Source organism: Bombiscardovia apis, from assembly GCF_033095945.1.
Classification (GTDB): Bacteria; Actinomycetota; Actinomycetes; order Actinomycetales; family Bifidobacteriaceae; genus Bombiscardovia; species Bombiscardovia apis.
On the sequence record NZ_AP026800.1, the window covers coordinates 915,997 to 941,499 of the forward strand.

Here is a 25,503-nt window from a genome sequence, read left to right on the forward strand (position 1 = left end):
TCATGGAGAATCTCGCATATATACGTGAGCAATTCCCGATTCTCAAACAGCAGGTGCACGGCCACCCTCTAGCGTATTTGGACTCGGCAGCGACTGCGCAAAAGCCTATGAGCGTCATCGAAGCGGAGTCACATTTTTACGAACAAGATAATGCGGGTGTTCATAGGGGAGCTCACGAGCTGGCGGCGCGTTCTACGCTGGCTTTTGAGCAGGCGCGCACTCAAGTTGCGAAGTTGGTTGGTGTTTCCTCACAGCCCGGTCAAGAAGAGCTTGTAGTCACGTCTGGTGCGACTGGCGGCCTAAACCTACTCGCAACTGCTTTTGGTAACGCTAGCTTGGGTAGGGGAGGGCAGCAGGCTCAGCGATTTGCCCTGGCTCCTGGCGACGAAGTGGTGGTTTCGCAGGCCGAACATCACTCGGTGCTGTTGCCCTTCCAAGAATTGTGTGCACGCACAGGCGCCCAGCTTAAGTGGTTTGGGCTAGATAGCGAAGGCCGTATTCGCTCAGATACAGCCGATGAGGTCATTACTGAGCGCACGAAGTTTGTGGCTGTAACCCATGTCTCCAATGTGACTGGTGCAATTACGGACTTGGAACCCATTGTTCGTCGGGCTCACGAAGTCGGTGCTATGGTCATTTTGGATGCCTGCCAGTCCGTGCCGCATCTGCCTGTCGACTTCCACCAGCTCGATGTTGATTTTGCGGTCTGGAGTGCCCATAAAATGTATGGGCCTACCGGTGTCGGTTTTCTCTACGGCAAGCGCGAATTGCTAGAGGCCTTGCCGCCAGCGAATTTTGGTGGATCGATGGTTGAGCTGGCTTTCATCGACCAGCCGGCGCAGTATATGGCACCGCCGGCCCGCTTCGAAGCTGGTACGCAGCCGGTGGCTCAGCTTGTTGCGGCTGGGGTTGCGGCCGATTGGATGCGCGAGGTTGGTTTTGACCGCATCGTGGCCCACGAGCGTTCGATGACTGCCGAACTGCTTCAGCTTGCAAACATTGAAGGGGTGCGTATTTTAGGCCCCAAGAGCCCAGAGCACCGCATCGGCACGGTATCTTTTGAAGTCGAAGGCGTCCATCCGCACGATGTGGGGCAATTTATTGATTCGCGCGGTATCGCTATTCGAGTTGGCCACCATTGCGCTCAGCCTGTGCACCGTCACTTTGGTGTCTTTGCCTCCAATCGTGCCTCTACCGGAGTGTACAACACGCTTGACGAAGCGGACCGGCTGCTCGAAGCAGTTTCGGCGGTTCGTGCCTTTTTCAAAGCCTAGCGTTCACTTCAAGCTCAGTTATTGATACAGGACTAGGGATGCAGGTAGGTTGGTGAGCATGGCAGAGGATTATGGCATGAGTGAGCAGGAATTGGAACAGATGTACCAAGAGGTCATTCTGGACGCTTCCAAGCACCCCCACGGGCGGATTGAACTGGCTGAGCAGTCGAGTACAGGTCCTGTTGTAGCCGCTTCGCAGGCGCAGACAACCTTGCAGGGCGAGCATGAGTATTGTGTTCCGGCGCAGTCTCAGCAGTTTAATCCCACTTGTGGCGATACGGCTACCATCCATGTTGAAGTTTCCGACGGTTCTGACGGGCGGCCTAACCGCATCGAACGTATTGTTTGGGATGGGCAGGGCTGTTCTATTTCGCAGGCTAGCTTGTCGATTATGGTCGATTTGGTCCAAGGGCAGAGCGTGGATGCGGCCATGAAATTGGCTGGCGATTTTCGTCAATTGATGGAGTCTCGCGGTGCCGGGTTGCAAGACGAAGCAGCAAATGAAGCTTTGGGAGATGCAGTGGTATTCCAAGGTGTTTCGAAGTATCCTATGCGTATTAAATGCGCTCTGCTGGGTTGGGAGGGCATGAAAGCATCTGTAGCTCAAGCCCTGACTCAGATGGGCAGCAATGCGCAGGCTTCTGATGGTCAGCAGGATGAGTGTGAGCGGTAACAACAAGAAAGCGGATGGTGCAATGGAACAGGATGTCGCAGGTTCATTACCGGTAGAAGATTCAGTAAATAAAGCGGATTCGCAGGCAAGTTCTTCCGGTCTAGGAGAGCGTGGAAGTTCGTCCTCTATCGTTGACGAGGCAGCTCTTTCGCAGATGAGTACGCTCGGAGCCGAAGCAATCCCTCTCAGGGCTGTTGACGAGATCGGGCGGGCCACGGCTAAAGATGTTCGCGAAGCTCTTCACCAGGTGATTGACCCCGAATTAGGTATTGATGTAGTGGATTTGGGCCTTGTCTATGGTGTTGAGATCGATGAGCAAGGTCGGGCTATCATCACTATGACCTTGACCACTCCTGCTTGTCCGCTGACGGATCTGATTGAAGACGAGTGCGCGCAGATGCTGGCTGGTCTTGTCGAGGAGTTTCGGATTGAGTGGACTTGGAAGCCTCGCTGGTCGCTACACATGATAACTCCTGAAGGCAAGGAACAGCTGGCTGCTATAGGTTTTGATGTCGATAATTTGCCCATTGCAGACTGAGTGATATGCGTCTTTGCTGACTACTGTTTTTTCATGGCGTGTCGCAAGTGTTTACAGGCTTTACGGTCTAACTAATTGAGAGCACTTCGTCGGCTTTTTGTAATAATATGGGGTTTCCGGTCCGCCGTGACCGGCACGGCGAATGAGAAGAAAGCACATCGCATGTCTATCTTCAAGGGCTGGAAACTCCATGGAAACGGCAAATCGTTAGCTCCAGGCGAAGTGGTTGAACCTGATGAGCGACTGACTTGGCCGCGAACCGCAGGTATTGGAGCTCAACATGTTATTGCCATGTTTGGTTCGACCTTCTTAGTTCCAATATTGACTGGTTTTGATCCGTCAACCACATTGTTCTTTACAGCGCTTTCTACAGCGCTGTTTTTGTTATTAAACGCTAATCGGCTGCCAAGTTATCTTGGCAGCTCTTTTGGTTTTATAGCCCCTGTTGTAGCAGTCACCACCGCCCACAAGGGCCTCGCTGTCGCTTCCTTCGGCATCATGGTGACGGGTGCTCTGCTAGCACTGATCGGCGTTATCGTCCACTATGCTGGAGCAAAGTGGATTGACATCGTCATGCCGCCGACGGTGACTGGCGCTATCGTAGCAATCATCGGTTTTAATCTGGCTCCCTCTGCTTGGAAGAACTTCCAGGTGGCTCCAGTTACTGCTCTGGTGACGCTGCTGGCTGTCATGCTCATATCAGTCCTCTTCAAAGGTCTCATCGGTAGACTCAACATTCTCCTAGGTGTAGTCGTAGGCTATATTTTCGCCGTCATCCAGGGCGAGGTCGACTTCACTGCCGTCAGTGAAGCTGCTTGGTTCGGATTGCCCAAGTTCCACCTGCCCCAAGCTGATTTCACAGTCTTGGCCATGTTTATTCCGGTGGTTTTGGTTTTGGTTGCCGAAAACATTGGCCACGTCAAGTCGGTAGCGCTCATGACGGGCCGCGATTATGACGATCAGATTGGTACCGCTCTCTTGTCAGACGGCTTGGGCACTTTCTTCGCAGGTCTTGGCGGCGGTTCAGGTACTACCACTTATGCAGAAAATATTGGTGTCATGGCTGCTACGAAGGTTTACTCCACAGCCGCCTACTGGTGCGCAGCCTTCTTCGCTTTCCTGCTGAGCTTGTGCCCCAAGTTCGGCGCTATCATCAACACGATTCCTGGGGGAGTGCTCGGCGGAGTTACCACCTTGCTCTACGGCATGATTGGTATGCTCGGCGTGCGCATCTGGGTCGAAAACAAGGTTGACTTCGGTAAGACGGTCAATATGACGGTCGGCGCGGTAGTTATGATTGTCGGAATCGCTGACTTCACCTTCGCTATTCAGGGCATTTCCTTCAACGGCATTGCCATCGGATCGGTTGCCACGCTAGTCATGTACCACGGCCTCAAAGCTCTCGGCAATCTCCGCGGTAGCATCGACTCAAACGACTACATCACCCCCAAGCCCTAACCTATTCTGACGAGCTAAACGATTTTGGGCACTTTCTCACGCTTCCTGTCTCCCCGTGGAACTCAAGTGTGAGAATCTGCCCAAAACTCATTTCTCGTCCGCTGCAGCTACAGCTCAACCGGTCTCTGTAGCAATTTTGGGCACTTTCTCACACCGCGAAGTAATTGCATCGTATGCAAGTGTGAAAAAGTGCCCAAAATATAATCCGCTAAGCAAAAACCTGTAATTCCAACGATCAGTCGCCCGCTTTTCAATTTTGGGCACTTTTTCACGCTCTAACCCGGCAAGGTGATATATGTGTGTGAGAAAGTGCCCAAAATTAATATTGCAAGCTGGGAGTAGGGCTTACACGCTGATGATTGGAGAGTAGAGTTCGGAAAGAAACAGAAGGTTAGATGCGGGTTGCGTAGAAGGTCACGGCGGAGGAAGAGGCCACATTGAGCGAATCGACTCCGTGGCTCATGGGGATACGAACTGTCAGGTCGGCTCCTTCTATGGTTTCCTTTGAAAGTCCGTCGCCCTCGGTTCCGAAAATGAGCGCAACTTTATCGATACGCCCATCGTGCATCTGCCCGACTAATTCGTCGAGGGAGAGTGAATCGTCTCGCAGCGCTAACGAAACCGTGGTGAAACCCAGCTGTTTGAGCTCTGCTAGGCCTGCTGCAGGCCAAAGTTCCGGGTCGTCGCCCCCAATGCGTGTCCACGGCACTTGGAAAACGGTGCCCATAGAAACACGCGCAGACCTACGGTAGAGGGGGTCTCCACAAGAGGGAGTTACCAAGACCGCATCAATATCGAGCGCTGCTGCCGAACGCATTAAAGCGCCAACGTTCGAATGGTCCACAATGTTTTCCATCACTGCCACGCGCCTAGCTCCGGAGCATATTTGCTCGACAGTGGGCAGTTTCCACCGGCGCATAGCTGCCAAGGCCCCTCTGTGCAGGCGGTAACCAGTTATGAGTTTCAATTCTTCGGGCGAAGCCACGTACACTGCAACATCCTGCCCCCAGCGCTCTTCAACGCTAGCGAACGTTTGCGTCATTCCCTCCAGCCAAGGCTCTTCGACGAGGAAGGAGATCGGCTCAACTCCGGCGGCCAAAGCGCGGTCTATGACCTTGGGAGATTCAGCGATGAAGAGTCCCTTTTCAGGCTCTAAGCGGTTGCGCAGTTGTAGCTCAGTCAAATGAGTGTAAGCATCCAAACGTTCATCGTCTATAGAGTCAATGTGCACAATGCGCATGGAATGCCCTTTCGTTGCCGAGTGTATATGCATAGTCGAAGCGTCTTCTACAATTCTAGAGTTAGGAGACTACCTGCGGGGGGAGAGAGCCTGCCGTAGCAGGACATGAAAGAAAAGAAGAGTATCTCGAAAAACCTTGTGTCCGGAGCGGGAGTTGAACCCGCACGCCTGTATAAATAGGCACTAGCACCTCAAGCTAGCGCGTCTACCATTCCGCCACCCGGACAGTGCAATTTGCAACATATACACTATACCACCTAGCGAGCGCGAATGCACAAAACTAACCGGTCAGCGTGTCGCCCTCGTACAGGTGCGGCATATATTTTCTTTTTGGGCACTTTTTAACGCGCCCGCATTGTCCAGTGTTTGCATAGCGTGAGAAAGTGCCCAAAATTGATGACGAGAGGACTGGAGAGGGATTTGAGGCTTGAGTTCGGGGCTTGCGGTTAATCTGGTGAGTATGACTGATCCGCTTTTTCTGTTTGATCCCACTTGCGATGACACGCCGGTCAATACTGACGAACTTCATACCGGATGGCGATTAACCCTTCCACAGCATGTGCGCAAACATGCCTTGCAGGCCATGCGCTTGGGCGAGGGCGATCAGTTGCAGCTTTCAGACGGCGCTGGTCTTCGTATCCAGGCCGTCCTTCGCGACGCGCAATCGGGATTGGTGGAAGTCACGACCGTTGGTAAAGAAGCTGAGCCTACTACGAAACTGGCTCTGGTGCAGGCGCTGGCTAAGGGCGGTCATGACGAGCAAGCGGTCGATATGGCTACCCAGATAGGCGTCGATGCGGTGATCCCATGGCAGGCCGATCGTTCTATCGTGAAGTGGAAAGCCAGCAAGATGGAGCGCAAATGGAGCAATCTCTTAGGCTCGGCCACTGAGCAATCCCGGCGAGCTTGGAAACCTGAGCTCAACCAGTGCCTCAGTAGCCGCCAGCTTGCCCAATACTGCTCTCAGCAGAGTGAAGCCGGTTCGCTGGTGATTGTCCTTCATCAAGACGCTACGCAATCGTGGGCTCAGACGCGAGATTCGGTGCGGGCTCTGAGCACGCAATCAGGCGCTCATACGATTTCGGTGATTGTGGGGCCGGAGGGTGGTATTAGCGAGCAGGAAGCCCAGTCTTTCGTCTCTGCAGGCGCGATTGCGACCACCTTAGGTAACAATATTTTGCGGGCTTCGAGCGCCGGACCAGTAGCGCTCTCAGTCTTGAGCGATCTTATCTCGCGCTTTGACGCGTAAACGCTAGCGAGAGCAGCCCTGCGCTCAGGGCGTGCAGGCCCAATCTTATCCGGTTCCCCACATAAGATAGATGCATAGCGTTGGGTCGGAACAAGCAAGGAGTGCTCATGAGTGAAGCTGCTAGGGTAGAGGACTGCCTTTTCTGCAAGATTATCGACGGTCAAGTGCCTTCTAGCAAGGTCTTTGAAGACGACATGGTTTATGCCTTTAACGACATAGAACCCAAGGCTGAAGTCCATGTGCTGGTCGTTCCCAAACACCATTATGCCAACGTTGCACAGGTAGCTGCCAGCGATCATGAGCTTCTCGCGCACATGGTAGAGGTTGCCCAGCAGATTGCGCAAGATAAAGCTGATGGCCAGTTCCGGCTCATCTTCAACACGGGTGAGCAAGCCGGTCAGTCAGTGTTCCATGCTCACGGCCATGTGCTTGCAGGCTCGAAGACGGCATCTATTCCGATGGCTGATTAAGCGCTGCAATACCAAACACCCTATTCGCAAGATTTAATACACAAACAGTAAAGGTTTCGTTGGCTACTACTACACGCGTTATGAGCATCCCTGCTGACCTCCAACCGGTCCTCGTACTGGGGCCGTCCGATGCGGTTCTGCGCCGGATTGAGCAGGCTTTTCCTCAGGTGAGTTTCTTTGTTCGCGGCAATCAGATTCGCATACAGGCCGCATCGAAAGAAGGCGACGGGCAGGCAGTTCAAGCTCAGGAATTGCTGTCAACTGTGATTGATTTGGCATACAACGGGCCCGTAGATACGCAAGCAGTCGAGCATCTGCTTGATCAGGGGCGCATCGGGCAATGGGAGCCGGTCAAGGTAAAAGAGCCCAAGCTGAGTCTGCCTTCTCGCCAGGATAGGCGGGTACCACGCGAAATCATCGAAGAAGACTCCATCGAACCCAGTGGCAACCCCAAGCTTCCTGGAGTGTTGGCCTATGCTGCCGGGCGCCCAGTACGCCCCAAAACGAGGGGGCAGAACACATACGTTTCCGCTATCAATTCTCACACTATTACTTTCGGAATTGGTCCAGCAGGCACAGGCAAAACCTATCTAGCCGTGGCTAAGGCAGTGCAGGCCTTCCGTTCGCGTCAAGTCAGTAAGATTATCCTTACACGACCAGCAGTTGAAGCTGGCGAAAACTTAGGATTTTTGCCCGGCAGTCTCAACGAAAAGGTCGATCCTTACCTGCGCCCACTATACGATGCGCTCTCTGATATGCTCGGCCCCGAGCGGATGCACCACTTTATGGAAAATGGTGCCATTGAAGTAGCGCCCTTAGCCTACATGCGCGGCCGCACCCTCAACGATGCATTTGTTATCTTAGACGAAGCGCAAAATACTACCCGGCAGCAGATGAAGATGTTTCTGACCCGCCTCGGATTCAACACTACGATGGTCATTACCGGCGACGTAACGCAGGTGGACTTGGGCCTGCCTGCTTCGGGTCTAGTAACTATCGAGCAAATCCTTGGCAATATCGAAGACATCGCTTTCGTGCACTTGGGAGCTGGCGATGTGGTCCGTCACCAACTAGTCGGTCGAATTGTCGACGCCTACGACAAGTTTTCCGAGCCCCAAGACAAAGGCAAGCACGCAGGAACACGACGGGGAGCAGCAGGGCGAGCATGAGTATCGAAGTTACCAACGAGACACAGTGGGTTATCGAACCTAAGATTTTCTCTGACCTAGGGTTGTGGGTTTTAGACCAGATGCGCGTCAGCACTCAGTCAGACATGACCATCATTTTTAACGATCCCGAGCCCATGGCAGTGCTGCACGAGCGCTGGATGGGTTTGCAAGGCCCCACAGATGTGATGAGTTTTCCCATGGACGAGCTTCGCCCTGGAGACGGCCGGAATTTGCCCGAAGGCATCCTCGGAGACATTGTCATCTGCCCGTGGGTGGCCCAACAGCAGGCTCAATCAGCTGGGCATTCCACTATGGAAGAGATGCTCCTGCTTACCATTCACGGCAGCCTTCACCTGCTGGGATACGACCATACATCGGCCATGCAGGAGCGGCAGATGTTTGGCCTGCAACGCCAGCTTTTGCTCACCTTCTTAGCTCAGCGGCCGGGCTCAATCGATCAAGCCCAGTTGCCTCAAGATGCGCCCGATGCCCTAGCTCTTTATGAGAGTGAGCAGAGCAGCCGCAAAGATACTAAGAGGGGAGGAGAGTAGTAATGGGCACACAAACCATACTGATTGCAGTGAGCTTAAGTTTAGCGACCCTGCTACTTATCTGGCTTTCTCTAGTGATGGCTGCGGCAGAAAGCGCCGTATCTCGCGTGACTCGTTCCAGTCTCAACAATCTGATTTTGGGCTTACAAACTGACAATGAGCTCAGCCAGTTCTCTCGCATGAAGCGCATTGACAAGGTCCATAAGGTCCAATCGCTCATCATTGACCGCCATGCAACAACCGGTTCCTGCGCTTTCTTCCGCGTTACATCCAACATCTTTACCGGCGTGCTCGTTGCCTGCCTGGCCAGCCTCTTTGACCTGCCTGAATGGTCAGATTTAGTCATTGGCTTGGTGTTTGCATTTATTGTAGCTTTTGTATCAGTAAAGATTCGACCCCGGGTCAATGGTGCACGCAAACCCCTAGACATCATGCTCAAGCATGTCAAAGTGGTGTCTTTTGCAGTAAAACTGACTCCTTTCGCACGCTCTTCCCGTTCAGAAATGATGGCTAAGTCTGGACGAGATAGTGATTTGTCCGACGACGAAGAGCTCGAAAAACTGCAAATTGAGCAAGGGCGCGCCATGGTTGACCAGCTGGTGGAAGCTGGCGCATTTGATCCGGAAATTTCCGAAATGCTCGACAACGTCTTAACACTCTCGACTACGCTTACCCGAGAAATCATGGTTCCTAGAACCGATATGATTTGCATCAGCGATGAAACGACCCTGTCTTCGGCTCTCAAACTTTTCTCGCGTTCAGGATTTTCGCGTATTCCCGTTATTGGCGACGACGTGGATGATTTGAAAGGTGTGCTCTACTTAAAAGACGTTGTCCGTTCCATCGCTTTTGACCCCGATTCCGAGGGCCGTGTCGTTGCCCCCCTGGCGCGTGAAGCTGTATTAGTTCCTGAGTCCAAGCCTGTCGACGATCTCTTTCACTACATGCAAAAGACCCGCCACCATGTCGCTGTTGTCGTTGATGAGTATGGCGGTATTGCGGGCATGGTCACTATCGAAGATGCCATTGAGCAGATTGTGGGCGAGTTGGAAGACGAGCATGACCGTATTCAGCATGAGCAGCCACAGCAAGTAGGGGAGCATGAATGGAAATTGCCTGCGCGTACTCCCATTGCTGAGTTGGAAGAGCTCTTTGAGATAGACATTGATGAAGACGATGTTGATACCGTCTATGGTCTGCTTACGAAGCTCCTCGGCTCTGTGCCTATCGTTGGTTCGAGCGCGGTTACTCGTGGTTTGCGCTTAACAGCGGCTGACGCTGCCGGTAGGCGCAAGAAAATAGCCACTATTATTGTTGAGCCAGCAAGTCAGTATGAAGCACCAGAAGAACTAGCGAAGGAAGGCGCGCGTGAATCAGCCTAGCCTGCCCGCGCGGTATGCTAATGGAAGAGGTAGCAGCTGTTAGCGTTTTGAAAGCAGCCATCCTCGGGTAGTTGTCTTCCCTACAGAGAGCAGAATATGAGTACAGTGGATTCCACCGAATCAGCCGCAAATCCCGCCAGCGAGCAGCCCAATCAGGCATATCGTTCAGGCTTCATCGCCGTGGTGGGCCGCCCCAACGTCGGTAAATCTACGCTTATTAACGCATTAGTAGGTCGGCAGATAGCTATCGCTTCGTCTCGTCCTGAGACCACCCGTAAGGCCATACGCGGTATTATGACCACTCCTTCATCGCAAATCGTTTTGGTAGATACCCCAGGTATTCACAAGCCTAAAACCTTGCTGGGCCAGAGGCTCAACGATATTGTGCAGGATTCCCTCTCACAAGTGGACGCTATCGCTTTCCTGCTGCCAGCAGATCAGGAAATCGGCCCTGGCGATCGCCGAATTTTAAGCCGCCTTCGTCAAGACTTTGCCGTCAAGGAGTCCGAAGATAGCTGGAAGTGGAAGCTGCCACTCATTGCCGTAGTGACCAAGATTGACGAACTCAGCCACAAAGAGCTCATGGCTAAGTTGATTGAGATAACCACTTTTGCTGATTTCTCCGACATCGTTCCTGTAAGCGCCCTAGAAGGTGACAACCTTAACGAAGTCAAGCAGGTCCTAATCGATGCTATGCCTCAGGGGCCACAGATGTATCCTGAAGAGCAGGTGAGCGAAGAGGCGCCAGAAGACACGATTGCTGAGCTTATTCGTGGAGCTTTCTTAGAAGAGTTAGACGATGAACTGCCTCATTCATTGGCAGTTGTTGTCGACGATATTGAAATGCCGGGAGCAGATGGTTACACCCCCGAATCCAATAGCAACAAGGCTCTGGTGCGCGTTTCTATTTATGTTGAGCGCGACTCCCAAAAGCCGATTATCATTGGCCGCGGGGCTGAGCACCTAGTGCAGGTGAAGAAGAAGTTGCGTACCCGTATTAACCAAGTTCTGGGAACCAAAGCCAAGCTTGACCTACACGTCAAAGTGGCCAAGAACTGGCAAGGCGACCCCAAGCAGCTTCAGCGTTTGGGCTTCTAAGCTGCGTGAGATCGCCTAGCGACTGGTTGAGTTGAACTCGACTGGTCGCTTATTTTTTAGGTGTATACATCTGAGCGTTGAGCAAGTCTGAGTAGTGCTGAATAACCTTGGGTCGGATGACCTTCATAGAAGGCGTCATCAGACCATTCTCCTGAGAGAATTCTTCAGGCACGATGATGAACTTGCGCACAGACTCAGCTCGTGAAACACCCTCGTTCGCCTTATCAACATACTCTTGAACCTCAGCGCGCACTACTGCATTTTGCACGGCCTCTTCTATGGGCATAGAAGCGTCAAGTCCTTCAGCTTCCAGCCAAGAGCGCAGCGATTCCTCGTCTAAGGTTACTAGCGCAGAAATAAAGGGTTTCTTATCTCCCAAAATGAGTGCCTGGGAGACGATGGGGGAGCGCTCGATAATCTCCTCAATGGGGCGCGGGGAGACGTTCTTGCCGCCGGCCGTGATGATGAGATCCTTCTTGCGCCCGGTAATGTATAAGAAACCATCGTTGCTGAGTCGACCTAAGTCACCAGTGCCATACCAGCCGTCAGAAGTAAAGGCGGCAGCAGTAGCCTCGGGATTCTTGTGGTAGTGATGGAAGACGCAAGTGCCCTTGACTTGAATCTCGCCGTCGTGTGCGATGCGAACGGAAAATCCGGGGAAGGGAATGCCTACCGAACCGGCCCGGTATGGTGTGCCAAGTGGGCAGAAAGCACAAGGTGCAGTAGTTTCAGTGAGACCATAGCCCTCGTATACAGGAATATTGGCACCGCGGAAGAAGCTGAGCAGGTTGTGGTCTAGGGGAGCGCCGCCGGAGACGATCCACTTGGCGCGGCCGCCCAAGACTTCTCGCAAGGAAGAGTAAACAATAGGATCGAAGGCAGCTCGACGCAGAGCATTCTTCGCAGTTGGCTTGCCGCGCAAAGCAATATCGTTCATGTAAGAGCGGGCAGCCTCAGCAGCCTGCGCGAAGACCACGCCCTTGGCTCCGTGGCCTGCCTTCTGCGTTGCGGCATTGTAAATCTTCTCAAATACTCGCGGCACGCCTATAACAACAGTGGGCTTCGACTCCTGCAAATCTGAGAGCAAGGTCTTCAAGCCCTTGGAGATGTATACCTGCATGGAAGCGGAAATAACACCGTAAGAGATGGCTCGGGCAAAAGTGTGGGCCTGGGGTAGGAAGAGCAGAATGGAGCCGTTTTCATCGTCGGTCAAATTAGGAATGAACGACGTGAGGTTGCGAGCTAGGGTGCAATAGTGCTCGTGGGTCATCTCAACGCCCTTGGGTGCTGCTGTTGAGCCAGACGTATAAACAATTGAGCACAGGTCGCTCTTCTTTACCTCGGCGATTCGGGCATCAAGCTCCTCGTCGCTTATGGACTTGCCGTATGCTTGAAGCTCTTCTAAAGCGCCGGTCTCAAGGCAAGAAATGCGCTCCAAGCTGGGGCATTCTTCGATTGCTCCATCGGCTTTTTCTCGCATTTGCTTGGTTTGCACTATCAGCAAACGAGCGTCGGAATTATTGACGATAAGGCGAATCTGCTCAGCAGAGTCCGTGTCGTAAATAGTAGCGATAACGCCGCCAATAGCCAATACTGCGGCGTCTACGATATCCCACTCATACGAGGTTTGGCACATGAATGCGACAGTATCGCCTTTTTTGAAGCCGGAATGAATCAGGCCTTTGGCGGTCTGGCGGATGTCGCTCAACACTTCGCGCCCTGTGCGATAGACCCATTCGCCGTCCTTGCGGAAGTGCAGCATAGGAGAGTCAGGTGTGCGCTCTGCTCGGTCCTTGTATAAGGTGTATACGGTCATGTCGTCGGGGATTGAGCCCGCACCTTCAGTGCTCGCAGTGAGTAGGCCGGAAGCTTCGTCGATGAAGGTAGTAGTTGGGTACCCGTTGGCCCAGTCGTGCGTGTTGGGCAAAGCGATGTCTGCTTGCTGGCCGGCGAAGTTTTGACCGCTCTCCTCAGCAGCGTCCTGCTGGTGGTCCGTCTTTCCTGCGTGCTCAGCCATTTTCGCAGCGTAGTTCTTAATAGAATTCAACAATGCCACCTGTGCTCCTTACCGCAATTTGATACCCTAAGCCTAGCCTGCCTCGTGGAGATTCGCCGTGTTAGCGCATTTCACTTACAACTGAGTGTGCATTTAAACTTTATGATTAAGCAAATCGTGAATGCGACACTACTAAATCTAAATACATCAATCGAGCTTATCGGTGTTACCCGCTAATGTTAAGCATGCTTTGACGCCATATCTTATACCTCGCTAAGAGGGTAAACAGAAGCTGATAATGTGTGAATCTTGCTCTATGTATTCACATGCCAAGTTGTTTAAAAGCTTCGGGAGCAAAACCGGCATTTTTATATGCTAAAAGGACTTGATATCCTAAATCCTCATTGTTGAAGTATTCTCCCATAAGACGAATAGCTTCATCTCTTGTTATTGGCTTGTCTATATAAGCTTGTTGAATAATGGCATTCTCATACATATCGGGCCTTAACCGTTGGAGTGGATTACCCTCTGCCCTGCATAGAATTACCAATATTAAAGCAAACATGAAGTCTCTTACATCTCCTGTAATCATATGTTGAGCAAGAAGAGCTTCGTATGGTTGATTAACTTTGAACTCTGCCGCAACAGCAAAAGATTTTAAGAGCTCATTCATTGTTTCCACTTGTTTCTCAAGATTTATGGCGGAAGACCGTAGACGGCTAATCTCTTTTTTTGCTGCTTCCTCGGTTTTGCACATGAGAGTAATCACTTTCTTCGTATTCTCTTTCGTACGGCGAAGTTCCTACTTACAATAGACAATCGCTGTAATACAATGCTGAGAAGTAAAAGGGGCACAATGTAGAAAGAGTGAGAACGAAAATATCCGAACTGCAACTAGTAAAAGTTATTCATTCGTATAATCCCTCTAAATGGAATGGGGAGGCTAATTAGGATTAGCGCCCCATTCCATTAATGAGGTACTACATCATAGGTTGAGTATCTCAAAAGCCCTCGGTGATGTTCCTGTGGCTTTATATGCCGCAAGAATTTTACGTCCGAGGTCTTCGCTATCAAAAACCCTGCCTATTACATGAATTGCTTCAGAGGCAACGATAGGTTTATCAACGTATGCTTCCTCCATAATCGAGTTTTTACGTAACTCTGATGGTATTGGCGGAAGTGTCCTGCCTTCGGCTCGACATAAAACAGTGTCTATCACAGAAACTGCAAGTTTCTTTTCATCTCCTGTAATCATGTACCGAGCTAGAAAGGCTTCGTATGGTTGATCTTTCCTAAACTGTGTTGAAACTGCAAATGACATTAATAATTGTTGCATGCTGTCCAATTTGCTCTCAAGATGAGCAACAAAGTTCTGTAATTGTGTAATCTCATCTTGTATTTCTTTGGAAAAATGGTCCATATTCTCTACCTTTAAAGGAAAATCCACAAAAGGACTCTCAAGCTTTGAGCAATCGTGATTCTTTCTTACAACGGTGATTCGGTTAGAAAAACGCTGAGAAAAGGTAATGATGGGGTGCTAATGCAATCATGGCGGCGATTGTCTGACTTACTTTGTTCATGACCAGTTTTCCTCAGTGATAATCAACAATATTTGTAACAACGATACGTGTTGCAATTCCTAGTTAATGAAATAAAGCTGGGAGTAAACACTTTACGACAGCGCTGATTTATGGTGTTAACTCTCAGTGTTGGTATGCATCCGTGTTCTGCAACAGGAATGGGAATGCGGAAACTTTATCTTTTTGAGAGAAGCTGACACATGTGACAACAATAGCGGTTGTATGAGTATTTCATTAGTGAATTGTTAAGTCAAGTAATGCTGTAAATAAGTAAATACTTTACCTCTGCTTAAACAGTTCAACCCTGATTTTTATTATAAATTTTGTTTGAGGTGTAAAAGAAAGTAGCATATGGTAATCCGTGCTGGGGCATGGATAAAACATGCAGCTAAAGTAATCTCTAAGAATATATGGAAGTAGTGCGTATCGCCATACCAGTGAGTTTTCTTTGTTTGGTATATGATCAATGTTGAGGCATAGATTAGGGCCAACGTTAGTTGCTTTTGCGTTACTTACTACATATTCAGAAGATTTTGCAATTCGTAAGCAAAAACCCGGAAGTGCTGATTTCTCAACGATTCCGGGTTATTTGTGGAGCTAAGGGGGTTCGAACCCCTGACCTTCTCCATGCCATGGAGACGCGCTACCAGCTGCGCCATAGCCCCGTTTCTTGAACCTCGAATAGCTTACACCAAATCGGCTGGAGTTTGCAAGTCAGTGTGTCGCCGAGCAAAATCTATAGTGCTGGCTCTGGTGCGCTGAGCTCGTGCTATTGCTTGAGTCGGTAGGGCTTTGCTGAGAACTCAATTGTTGCGGGCGGCTAGGATAAAACTAAGAAGTGGTAGTACTGCTAGGGCTAGTAAGTAGTTGTAATGCAAGTTGGCGAAGGAGTTTGGCGTATGGATGTCGTGGAAAAGAATGAGCAAGTCTGCATAGTGAATGCTTTGCCTATGGAAGAGGGGGAGCGCGAGCGCTTTATTGACTTGGCGCAGGGCGCCCAGCAATGGTTCATCACGCCGGACCAAGAGGGTTTGGAGACTTTGCCGAAGGACTGGCATGAGCGGGTAAACATAGTGTTGGGCAACCTGCCGCCCGCAGATATCGCCAAGTGTTCGAATTTGCAGTGGTTGCAAACGGAATCAGCGGGCGTCAATGCCTACCAAAAGCCGGGAGTTCTGGGGCCTCAGGTGAAGCTCACGGGCGCTTCTGGCGCCTATGGGAAAGCAGTTTCGGAACATATGTTCGCAATGATGTGGGCGCTGATGAAACATCTGCCCGAATATAGAGATTTACAGGACCGCAAGCAATGGAAACCCTTAGGTCAGACGCTAACTCCAAGCGAGTCGACGGTACTAGTGCTTGGCACCGGAGATATAGGTTCGCACTTTGCCCAGCTAGCTCACAATGTTGGTGCTCACACTGTAGGAGTACGGCGCAACCCTGAGCGTAGTGCACCCAGCATTGACGATATGCATAGCTTCGAGGATCTGGACCAACTCCTACCTCAAGCAGATGTCGTTGCACTGGCCCTACCTGCCGCTGCCGATACTCATTACCTGATGAACGAACAACGCCTGCAAGCTATGAAGGAGCGGGCCATTCTTATTAACGCAGGTCGGGGAGATGCGGTTGACTGCGCGGCGCTAGCTCGCGTATTGGCCTCGGGGCATTTGTGGGGCGTTGGCTTAGATGTGAGCGATCCCGAGCCTCTACCAGCCGACCATCCACTATGGGCTCAAGATCGATGCTTGATTACCCCACACGTAGCCGGAGGAGCTAGTCTGCCCTCAAGCCATGCCAAAGTTATTGACATTGTAGAGAGCAACTTAGAGCGGTTCTTAGCAGGGAAAGACTTAATCAATCGAGTCCAATAAGACCCTCCCAAGCCCCATGCTGACAGTGAGAGCCGCCGGTCGAGTAAGTGCGGAAGAGCGTATTCTTGCTCACGAGTATCGATATTCGACGTGTCGAAGTCCATGGGCAGACTATCCTGAGAGAGTTAGGCCAAAATCTGCTTGTGCCGACTCCTAAAAGTTGCGCCGATTCAGTTCTGGTTTGTACAATAGCTGGTTCAGACAGGCTCGTATGAGCTGCAAACCGGCGCACCGAAAGCAATCGTGAAGGTCGTGGTTGTTGAGCGAGAGGCGGTGATGGCGATGATGAGAATTTTCAGCACCATGAACGGGCAAATTGAGCAGATACCAGCTGCCCAAAAAGGTTCATGGACTTGTTTATCTGAACCAACCGACGTGGAACTCGCAAATGTGGCGCAAGATACCGGCGTGGATTTAGCTGATTTGCGCGCTCCTCTTGATGACGAAGAACGAAGCCGTGTAGACGTAGAAGACAACTACACGATGATCATCGTGGATATCCCTACTGTTGAAGAGCGCGACGGGCGTGACTTTTACGAGACGATTCCTCTCTCCATTATTGTGACCGAAGACCAAATCATAACGGTCTGCATGCACGACACGGTTTTGCTACATCCCTTCATGGAGGGCACTATCCGCGGTTTCAACACTTTTATGAAGTCGCGTTTCATCTTGCAAATCCTATACCGCAACGCCACTATGTACCTGCGATACCTGCGCATCATCGACCGCGAATCCGATAAGCTCGAGCTCAAGCTGCGCTATTCGATGCAAAACCGTGAAATTCTGATGCTGCTTGAATTGAGCAAGGCCTTGGTCTACTTTGCAACCAGTTTGAAGTCAAACGAAATTGTGTTGGAGAAACTCACAAATTTAGACCGCATCAAGCAATATCCTGACGATGAAGATCTGCTCGACGACGTCATTACTGAAAATAAGCAGGCTATCGAGATGGCGAACATTTATTCTTCAGTTCTCTCAGGCATGACTGACGCTTTCGGCTCCATTGTGTCTAACAACGTGAACAACGTCATGCGTATTTTTACGATTATCTCAATTTCACTGGCGGTGCCAACACTGATTTTCTCGATGTATGGTATGAATTTCCAAAACGGCATGTTTGGCATGCCTCTCACTGACAAACCTTGGGGATTCGTAGCTGTTGTGGTAGTTTCAACCGTGTTGACCGGCGTGGTAACTTGGTTCCTCACTCGTTCGAAGTTGTTCAAGTGAGGCGATGGGCATGAAAAACTTGCTGGGGCTGGGTGTACGAAAGTTAGCTGCGTCACTGACGGCAGCTGCGCTCAGTGTGGTTCTGGCAGGCTGTGGCGAGACTGCCGCAAATTACGATGTAAGCGCTATCGGCCCCAAGATTCACGTGGGCGTTGCAACAGACGAGCCAGGTTTAGGTTTTGTGCAGTCAGGCCAATATACGGGCTTAGATGTGGAAGTCGCTCGCTATATTGTTCACGAGCTCGGCTTCGTGCCCTCGGAGATTGTTTGGCACAGCGTTGAGCCTTCCAATAGGGAAAGCATGCTGACCGACGGTACGGTTGACATGATTGTGGGAAGTTATTCCATTACGGCAGAGCGCCAGAGTCAGGTTGACTTTGCTGGGCCATATTTTGAAGCCGGGCAGGATTTGCTGGTGCGCAAAGCTGGCAAGCACATCAATCGGGTCGAAGACTTGGGATCCGAGCGTGTCTGCACAGCACAGGGTTCAACATCGGCCAGTGTGATTCGTCAGCATGACCCTCAGGTTCAAGTTGATGAGCGAGAGCGCATCGCAGTGTGTATTACAGCTTTACTAAGTGGCCAAGCCGATGCCGTGAGTGCAGACGACATTGCCCTGAGCGGACTGTCCAAAGTTTCAGGAGGCGGTCAGCTAGCCGTAGTCGGCGCCCCATTCTCAGTTGAGAAATACGGGGTAGCGGTCCGGCATGGTCAGCCGACTTTGGTGGCACAGATTAACGATGCGCTTGAAGCTATGATAAAAGATGGCTCTTGGGAACGCGCAGTAAAGGATGCTGCACGCAGTATTGACTTCAAACTCAGCCCCTCACAGCTGCGTCCGCCGGCTTTGGATGGTAGCTTGTCACAAGCCCAGCGCTGAATCTAAACCGAGTAATGTCCACTAGTTGGACGTTCTTGTGCTGGTGTCCACCTAAATAGGGATAATGCAGCGTATGAGCGAGAATGAAACGAGTACCCAAGAGTACAGCCTACCCAGTGAGCCCGAGTACCGCTACAATGCCGAGATGGCGCAGACCATCGAGAACAAGTGGCAAGACAAATGGGAGCATGAGGGCACCTTCTGGGCCGCCAATGCCAAGGGCGAGCTGACCAATGGTAAGGGCGAGCATGCGAACGGTGCTTCCCCCTATTTCGTTATTGATATGTTCCCCTATCCTTCGGGCAAGGGCTTACACGTGGGCCATCCGCTGGGCTATATCGCCACCGACGTGGTTTCTCGCTACCATCGCATGAAGGGCGAGAATGTCTTGCACGCTATGGGCTACGATGCTTTCGGCCTGCCCGCTGAGCAGTTTGCAGTGCAGACCGGCCAGCACCCGCGCGTCACCACCGAGCAAAATATTGAAAACATGCGTTGGCAGCTCCACCGTATGGGTTTGAGTTTCGACGATCGCCGCAGTTTTGCCACCATCGACAACAATTACATCCGTTGGACCCAGTGGATTTTCTCGCAGATTTACGACTCCTGGTATGACCCGGATTACCGGCGTCGCGATGGTGGGCAGGGTTCGGCTCGTCCAATTACCGAGTTGGAAGCAAAGTTTGCTGATGGTTCCAAGCCCATTCCCGGCCATGAGCACGAAGAAGCTAGCTGGTCCAGCTTAAGCAAGGCCGAGCGCTCTGACATTATTAACGAGTTCCGCTTGGCTTACATTTCTAAGTCTCCGGTCAACTGGTGCCCAGGCTTGGGCACGGTTTTGGCCAACGAAGAGGTCACAGCTGAGGGTCGCTCCGAGCGTGGTAACTATCCGGTTTTCCAGCGCGAACTCAAGCAATGGTCTATGCGCATCACTGCTTATGGGCATCGTCTTATTGAAGACTTGGATATTTTGGATTGGCCCGACAAGGTCAAGCTCATGCAGCGCAACTGGATTGGTGAATCCCACGGCGCTTCGGTCCACTTCCAAGTTGAGGGTGGCGATAGTCCTCAAGACATGGAAGTCTATACCACCCGCCCTGATACGCTCTTTGGCGCGACCTTCACCGTTGTGTCTCCTGAACATGCCCTCTTGCGCCATGTGCCGGCTACTTGGCCAAGCGATATCCCGCAGAGCTGGAAGGGTGGCTATAGCTCGCCAGTTGAGGCCGTACAAGCCTATCGAAAGGCTGCTGAAGCTAAGACTGCCCAAGACCGAGTTGATGCAGCTGGCGAAAAAACTGGCCTCTTTACCGGTCTGTTTGCTGTCAATCCCATTACCGGCGCGAAGATTCCCGTATTTACTGCCGAATATGTCTTGATGGATTACGGTACTGGCGCCATTATGGCAGTGCCCGGTGGCGATCAGCGAGATTACGATTTCGCTATGAAGTTCGAGCTGCCGGTCATCTACACAGTTCAGCCGCTGCCTGAGTCGGGCGAAAGCCTCGAGGACTACCGGGGCAAGGCCCCATTCGTCTCTCACGACGGTATCGTGGTCAATTCAGACGTGGAAAGTACCTATACTAGCGGCGATGCTTTGAGCTTAGACGGTCTGCGGGTCGACGACGCTATCGAAAAGGCAACGGACTGGTTGGAAAAGGCAGGGGTTGGTCAGGGCAAGACTTCCTACCGCCTGCGCGACTGGCTCTTCTCTCGTCAGCGCTACTGGGGTGAGCCCTTCCCAGTGGTCTACGATAAGGACGGCTTGCCGCACCTGATTCCCGACAGCCAGCTGCCGGTCAAACTCCCAGAGGTGCCTGACTACAGCCCGAAGACCTTTGATCCTAACGATGCTGAGTCCAATCCAGAAGCGCCATTGAGCCGCAATCAAGATTGGGTTGAGGTTACGATGGATTTGGGAGATGGTGAGCAAACATACTATCGCGATACCAACACCATGCCCAACTGGGCTGGCTCCTGCTGGTACTACATGCGATACATCAACCCCGGCGACGGCCAGCACATGGTCGATCCAGACGAATACGACTACTGGCTGGGCCCCAACCACAACGCGAGCGCCGGCAAATCTGGTGGCGTTGACCTGTATGTGGGCGGCGTTGAACACGCAGTTTTGCACTTGCTCTACGCTCGCTTCTGGCACAAGGTCCTCTACGATTTGGGCTACGTCTCTTCGGTCGAGCCATTCCACCGCCTCTTTAATCAGGGCATGATTCAGGCCTACGCTTATACCGACGAGCGCGGCCAGTATGTGCCGGCAGCCGAAGTTGAGTCTCATGAGGAAGACGGCCAGACCGTTTACACCTGGCAGGGCGAGAGCGTGAACCGCGAGTTCGGCAAGATGGGCAAGAGTCTGAAAAACATCATCACGCCAGACGATATGTACGCCACTTACGGAGCAGACACCTTCCGCCTCTACGAAATGAGCATGGGGCCATTGGCTGAGTCTCGCCCTTGGAACACGCGCAACGTCATCGGAGGCATGCGCTTCTTGCAGCGTCTATGGCGCAATGTCATCGACGAGAACACCGGCCAAGTTCGGGTGAGCGATGTTGAGCCAGATGAAGAAACGCTGAAACTGCTCAACCGCACTATTCACGACGTGACCGACGAGATGGAAGGCATGCGCCCCAACACGGCCATCTCCAAGCTCATTGTCTTGAATAATCACCTCACCGGTATGGAAGAAGTGCCTCGCTCGGCAATTGAACCGCTCGTTTTGATGCTGGCACCGATTGCCCCGCATATTAGTGAGGAATTATGGAGCAAGCTGGGCCACGAGGATTCGCTTGCCCACGCCCCATGGCCAACCTATGACGAAAGCTACTTGAGCCAAGAGACCGTGACTGCGGTAGTGCAGGTCAAGGGCAAGCTGCGCGGCAAGCTTGAGGTGAGTCCAGATATTTCAGCCGACGAGCTTCAGGCCTTGGCGCTCGCCATCCCGGCAGTGCAAGAGCGTTTGGGAGGTAAAGATCCTCGCAAGGTGATTGTGAAAGCGCCCAGAATTGTGTCGGTAGTGCCCGCAGAATAAGGCTTTTCGCACATTCGACCACATTGCCCGTTCAGCCTAGCTGGGCGGGCTTTTTTGCGCCACAATGGCAGGTATGACGAAATCTTTACCGCAACCGCCCAGGCCGGATTCGACCATGCCTCGTCTGCGAGCGCTCACTAGCGAGCATCCGCAGCATCCACCGAACCCTCCCGCTCAGCCAAGGTCCAAACTACAAGCACCGCCCGCGAGCCTGGCTCAAGCCTCTCAAAGTGGGCATACAGCTTTGGTGGCACTTGCGGGAGTGCGCTCCTCTGACCAGATAGGGCGAGTGCCGGACCTTGCTAGTGGCAATGCGCGCAAACGCCCTCGAATAATGGTGCAACCAGGCCATGCAATGCTCATTATTCTCATTTTGACTATCGCCTTGTGTGCAAGTCTTACCTTGCTGGTGCAGCAGGCCAGTAATCTCTCGCAGGCAGGGCAAACTGGCGTTCACATCTCGACAAGGCAAAGCAAGGATTCGGGGGGCCATGCTGATTCGCTAGCTCGTACTACTACTGAAAGAGGGAAAGTAAGTCAGAACCCGGGTAGTGGCCCGCCAAGTCCTGAGTCAGCGCCACCGGCCGCGAATCCTCCTACTCTCCCCGCTGGCGTGGTCAATCTCAATAGCGCTGATGCTAGCCAGTTAGAGTCTGTAAAGGGCATTGGCCCGGTCATGGCCAAGCGAATAGTGGAATATCGCACGAAAATCGGCGCCTTCACCTCCGTTGACCAGCTTCTTGAGGTTCAGGGCATCGGCAGTAAGACTTTAGACAAACTTAAGTCAAGCCTGGTGGTCCAATGAGACTATCGTTGAATCTTCAGCGCGACCCACACCGTAGGCGAAACCAGGGTCCGCAAAACTTAGAGTTCGGTCCGGAGCGCTATGCCTTTTGTGAGAAGGGAAGTATGGACTTTCGCATGCTGCCTTTTGCTCTGGTGGCATGGGCCAGCAGCTGGTGTATGCAAGAATATTTCGACAGCAATATGAGCCCCTCCGCAGCTGCTCGTACAGCGAAGGCAAGGGGAGAAGCGGTGCAAGCTCCTAGCCTGATAGACCTGTGGGCGCTTGCTCTGGCGGGTCTTGTGGCTGTGGGAGCTCTCGTCTTTTGCTACCAAATAGTGAAACGCTCTGGGGAGGGCTATCGTAAGTTCTCTGCCCGCCATTGCTTTTGGCTGCGAAGACTGCGCATCTGGTTACCGTATTGGGGTCCCTATGTATTGGCCATGCTTTGCTTGGCGCTCGCGACTGCCACTGCTGCATGTAGTACTTCGCTGATTCAGGAGTCTGACACTGCCACGCGCTTAGCAGCTGCAGGAACGCCTTCGGACAGCGCAAACGTTCGCGTATTGACTCCGATGATGGCCTCCGAGCGCAGGGGATATGCTTGCAGGGTAGATGTGCGCATCGATTCCATCAGTGCTTTGGGTGTGCTCGCTCCAAGCAGCGCTCGGGCACGCTTGCACGCAGCTCGAAGCGATTGCGTATTTGTGCAAGGTGGCTGTTACCAGGTTCAGGCAAAAGTTAGCTTTGCAACGTTCGGAGCCAGTAGCTTGTGGCTGACTTTGCCCCAGTCCAAGCCTTCGGTGAGTGCAGGGACACATCACAGCTCAGTGCGACTCTTGAGGCAACCGAATTGGTTGAGCGCAACTATTGGCAATATGCAAACGTCTTTTTTACAGGTTACTCGGGCTTTAAGTGACCAGGGCAGAGTGTTGGTGCCCGGTCTTACTCTGGGCGTTATGGGGCAGGAGTCTTTTGTGGCGGAGCACGGCGCTGGCTCTCAGGCAGAGTCTGGTGGCATTGATCCTGCTTATGCCACTACTATGAAAGATGATTTTAAGCGTGCTGGCATTATGCATCTCATGGCAGTTTCAGGCAGTCATTTCTTACTCATTGGCAGCTGTCTTCGTTGTCTTCTCAATGCGGTGCGAGCGCCCAAATGGGCCCATGCCGGTGTGCTCACGCTCAGCTTTTGCGCTTTGGCCCAAGCTATGTATCCGTCTGATTCGGTGCTTCGGGCGCAGGTTATGGGCATCGGCGCAGCGCTCGTTTCGGTCAGTGGGCGCAAGTCGCAGTCGGTGAGTGTGCTGTCGTGGACTACTCTTGCCGTTCTTCTTTTCAGTCCTGCAATGGCGCGCTCATTTGGTTTTGCGCTTTCGTGCGCTGCGGTTTTAGGCATCACTATGGGCTCTGCCTTGCTTTCAGCCAGGCTTGAGCGCTATATGCCGACAATGCTGGCCCAACCTCTTGCTATGACTCTCTTAGCTCAGGGGGCAACCTTACCTATCCAAGTGCTGATGTCGGCGCAACTGCCGGTATTGTCTCCATTAGCGAATCTGCTTGTTTCACCGTTTGTAGATATTGCTACTATCTTTGGCCTATGTGCTCTCTCGATTGCCTGGCTATTTCCTCCCGTGGCCTTGCTTTTAGCGCAAGTCGCATCTTGGGGTACGCAAGTGATGTTTCTTGTGGCATCGTGGATGGGAGGTTCGTCTGCGAGCGTTCTGCCCTGGCCGGCAGGCATTTTTGGCGCTTGCGCAGTGCTCGTCATAGAGCTCGCTGCCGTGGCTTGGGTTTGCGCTCTTCGCTGGTGGTCTCAATGGTCGAGGTTGCAAAAAGATCCTGCTTTCGCTGGGCAAGATGACTTAGTCTTGCTGGCAGGTGGCGAACCGTATACGAAGACCTTATGGCATCGCATAAGATTGTGGTGGCAGGAATCTTGGAGCCTGGTCACTTCTGCTCCCAGCCGCTACAGCAAGCTCGGCTAGGATTCTTGTCCACCGATTGGGAGAGATTAGCACTATGACACAAGTTCAGCCCACCCTAGCACCGGTCACGATAGTGGCTGGCGGTAATGCTTTACTGCGCGAGCGTATGGTGAGCCGGTTCACTCATGCAGCTCAGGCCTCACGCCCCGACGTGGACACGATTGACCTAGATGCTAGCAGTGCTGATGCTTATAGTTTCCAAGAAGCCGTCAGCCCTTCTCTGCTGTCTGCAAGCGCTATTGTAGTGTTGGACCATTTGGAAGATGCTAAAGAAGCTTTGGCCAAGGCTATTCTTGCCTTTTGCAAGGAAGCCACGGCAGATCCAGCCAATTCAAGCATGCTCATCTGCCAACATAGCGGCGGCAATAAAGGCAAGCGGCTCCTCACCGACCTAGCTAAAGCAGGAGCGAATCAAGAGTCTGTGCCAGATTTGAAGAGCGCTGATTCCAAAGTTTCCTTCGTGTTAAGCGAGTTCCAACATTACGGTAGGCGGGTAGATCCCCAAGCCGCACAGATGCTGGTCAGTGTCCTTGGTGAGCGTGTTGACGAGCTGGCTGCTATGTGCGAGCAGCTATGTTTCGATTTCGATGTCGACCCCATTCCATTGGAAGTGGTTGACCAATACTTGACTGATAATCCTCAAGCCAGCGGTTTCAAGGTGGCTGATTTAGCTATCGATGGCAAGGGTTCGCAAGCTATTGTGGCTATGCGCCAAGCTCTTGAACAAGGCGTAGATGTGCTAACCATGGTGGGCACACTTACTTTTAAGACTCGCGTGTTGGCTCTGGTTTCAGCCTTAGATGCTGGCAAAATAACTATGGGTCAGGTGGGGGCACCGCCTTGGCAAGTGCGTACTGCCCGCCGTCAACTGCGAGGATGGACATCGGCAGGCTTAGCTGCGGCGATTGAGGCTTTAGCTCAGGCAGACGAGCAGCGCAAGGGCGTGGGCGGAGATTCGGTGTACGCTCTAGAACGAGCTATTTCTTTGATTGCACGTAAAGGACGACAGGAGTAGGT

21 protein-coding genes and 2 tRNA genes are annotated in these 25,503 nt (G+C 52.3%); 17 read left to right on the forward strand and 6 right to left on the reverse strand.

Going from position 1 to position 25,503, the window contains the following annotated elements; all coding sequences use genetic code 11:
- The first annotated feature begins 2 nt into the window (after window positions 1-2).
- The 4 genes from R8377_RS03475 (at window position 3) to R8377_RS03490 (ending at window position 3,943) form a co-directional block, all read left to right on the forward strand.
- Window positions 3-1,274 (forward strand): SufS family cysteine desulfurase, encoded by a 1,272-nt coding sequence (locus R8377_RS03475; protein WP_317643587.1) that lies wholly within the window; start codon window positions 3-5, stop codon window positions 1,272-1,274.
- Between the two features lie 58 nt (window positions 1,275-1,332).
- A complete protein-coding gene (sufU, locus tag R8377_RS03480; protein WP_317643588.1) occupies window positions 1,333-1,947 on the forward strand; it encodes a Fe-S cluster assembly sulfur transfer protein SufU in 615 nt (204 codons plus the stop codon).
- Window positions 1,948-1,969: 22 nt separating this feature from the next.
- A complete protein-coding gene (locus tag R8377_RS03485; protein ID WP_317643589.1) occupies window positions 1,970-2,485 on the forward strand; it encodes a metal-sulfur cluster assembly factor in 516 nt (171 codons plus the stop codon).
- A gap of 162 nt (window positions 2,486-2,647) precedes the next feature.
- Window positions 2,648-3,943 (forward strand): uracil-xanthine permease family protein, encoded by a 1,296-nt coding sequence (locus tag R8377_RS03490; protein WP_317643591.1) that lies wholly within the window; start codon window positions 2,648-2,650, stop codon window positions 3,941-3,943.
- Between the two features lie 391 nt (window positions 3,944-4,334).
- On the opposite strand, the gene R8377_RS03495 is transcribed toward R8377_RS03490, so the two are convergent.
- Window positions 4,335-5,183, reverse strand: coding sequence for a TrmH family RNA methyltransferase (locus R8377_RS03495; protein WP_317643592.1), 849 nt, complete (start codon window positions 5,181-5,183; stop codon window positions 4,335-4,337).
- Between the two features lie 139 nt (window positions 5,184-5,322).
- Window positions 5,323-5,409: transfer RNA gene (locus R8377_RS03500), tRNA-Leu, on the reverse strand.
- Between the two features lie 234 nt (window positions 5,410-5,643).
- Between R8377_RS03500 and R8377_RS03505 the strand changes: the two genes are divergently transcribed.
- The 6 genes from R8377_RS03505 to era all read left to right on the forward strand — a co-directional run bounded on the left by R8377_RS03505 (window position 5,644) and on the right by era (window position 11,102).
- Complete coding sequence (locus tag R8377_RS03505; RefSeq protein WP_317643686.1) at window positions 5,644-6,432, forward strand: 16S rRNA (uracil(1498)-N(3))-methyltransferase; 789 nt, start codon at window positions 5,644-5,646, stop codon at window positions 6,430-6,432.
- 107 nt (window positions 6,433-6,539) lie between these two features.
- The gene (locus tag R8377_RS03510) at window positions 6,540-6,902 is read left to right on the forward strand and encodes a histidine triad nucleotide-binding protein (RefSeq protein ID WP_317643593.1); all 363 of its coding nucleotides are present in this window, start codon (window positions 6,540-6,542) and stop codon (window positions 6,900-6,902) included.
- A gap of 59 nt (window positions 6,903-6,961) precedes the next feature.
- Complete coding sequence (locus R8377_RS03515; RefSeq protein ID WP_317643594.1) at window positions 6,962-8,071, forward strand: PhoH family protein; 1,110 nt, start codon at window positions 6,962-6,964, stop codon at window positions 8,069-8,071.
- On the forward strand, window positions 8,068-8,622 hold the full coding sequence (gene ybeY / locus R8377_RS03520) for an rRNA maturation RNase YbeY (RefSeq protein ID WP_317643595.1): 555 nt from the start codon (window positions 8,068-8,070) through the stop codon (window positions 8,620-8,622). The genes R8377_RS03515 and ybeY overlap by 4 nt, the downstream gene beginning before the upstream one ends.
- A 2-nt stretch (window positions 8,623-8,624) precedes the next feature.
- A complete protein-coding gene (locus R8377_RS03525; protein ID WP_317643597.1) occupies window positions 8,625-10,004 on the forward strand; it encodes a hemolysin family protein in 1,380 nt (459 codons plus the stop codon).
- A gap of 96 nt (window positions 10,005-10,100) precedes the next feature.
- Window positions 10,101-11,102: a GTPase Era gene (gene era / locus R8377_RS03530; RefSeq protein ID WP_317643598.1), complete on the forward strand. Its 1,002-nt coding sequence runs from the start codon at window positions 10,101-10,103 to the stop codon at window positions 11,100-11,102.
- Window positions 11,103-11,151: 49 nt separating this feature from the next.
- Here the strand turns inward: era and R8377_RS03535 are convergent, their stop codons facing one another.
- The 4 genes from R8377_RS03535 to R8377_RS03550 all read right to left on the reverse strand — a co-directional run bounded on the left by R8377_RS03535 (window position 11,152) and on the right by R8377_RS03550 (window position 15,343).
- The gene (locus R8377_RS03535; protein ID WP_425605025.1) at window positions 11,152-13,158 is read right to left on the reverse strand and encodes an AMP-dependent synthetase/ligase; all 2,007 of its coding nucleotides are present in this window, start codon (window positions 13,156-13,158) and stop codon (window positions 11,152-11,154) included.
- Between the two features lie 262 nt (window positions 13,159-13,420).
- The gene (locus tag R8377_RS03540) at window positions 13,421-13,855 is read right to left on the reverse strand and encodes a hypothetical protein (protein WP_317643600.1); all 435 of its coding nucleotides are present in this window, start codon (window positions 13,853-13,855) and stop codon (window positions 13,421-13,423) included.
- Window positions 13,856-14,083: 228 nt separating this feature from the next.
- Complete coding sequence (locus R8377_RS03545) at window positions 14,084-14,518, reverse strand: hypothetical protein (RefSeq protein WP_317643601.1); 435 nt, start codon at window positions 14,516-14,518, stop codon at window positions 14,084-14,086.
- Window positions 14,519-15,270: 752 nt separating this feature from the next.
- A tRNA-Ala gene (locus R8377_RS03550) sits at window positions 15,271-15,343 on the reverse strand.
- A 234-nt stretch (window positions 15,344-15,577) separates the two neighbouring features.
- Here R8377_RS03550 and R8377_RS03555 point away from each other — a divergent pair.
- The 7 genes from R8377_RS03555 to holA all read left to right on the forward strand — a co-directional run bounded on the left by R8377_RS03555 (window position 15,578) and on the right by holA (window position 25,501).
- Window positions 15,578-16,552, forward strand: coding sequence for a D-2-hydroxyacid dehydrogenase (locus R8377_RS03555; RefSeq protein ID WP_317643602.1), 975 nt, complete (start codon window positions 15,578-15,580; stop codon window positions 16,550-16,552).
- A gap of 282 nt (window positions 16,553-16,834) precedes the next feature.
- Entirely contained in the window at window positions 16,835-17,785 is a 951-nt protein-coding gene (locus R8377_RS03560; RefSeq protein WP_317643688.1) for a magnesium transporter CorA family protein, read from the forward strand.
- 10 nt (window positions 17,786-17,795) lie between these two features.
- On the forward strand, window positions 17,796-18,665 hold the full coding sequence (locus tag R8377_RS03565) for a transporter substrate-binding domain-containing protein (protein WP_317643603.1): 870 nt from the start codon (window positions 17,796-17,798) through the stop codon (window positions 18,663-18,665).
- A 73-nt stretch (window positions 18,666-18,738) separates the two neighbouring features.
- Complete coding sequence (gene leuS / locus R8377_RS03570) at window positions 18,739-21,714, forward strand: leucine--tRNA ligase (RefSeq protein WP_317643605.1); 2,976 nt, start codon at window positions 18,739-18,741, stop codon at window positions 21,712-21,714.
- A 73-nt stretch (window positions 21,715-21,787) separates the two neighbouring features.
- Entirely contained in the window at window positions 21,788-22,519 is a 732-nt protein-coding gene (locus R8377_RS03575; protein WP_317643606.1) for a ComEA family DNA-binding protein, read from the forward strand.
- Window positions 22,520-22,623: 104 nt separating this feature from the next.
- Window positions 22,624-24,486: a ComEC/Rec2 family competence protein gene (locus R8377_RS03580; protein ID WP_317643607.1), complete on the forward strand. Its 1,863-nt coding sequence runs from the start codon at window positions 22,624-22,626 to the stop codon at window positions 24,484-24,486.
- A 34-nt stretch (window positions 24,487-24,520) separates the two neighbouring features.
- Complete coding sequence (gene holA / locus R8377_RS03585) at window positions 24,521-25,501, forward strand: DNA polymerase III subunit delta (RefSeq protein ID WP_317643608.1); 981 nt, start codon at window positions 24,521-24,523, stop codon at window positions 25,499-25,501.
- Window positions 25,502-25,503: the final 2 nt, after the last annotated feature.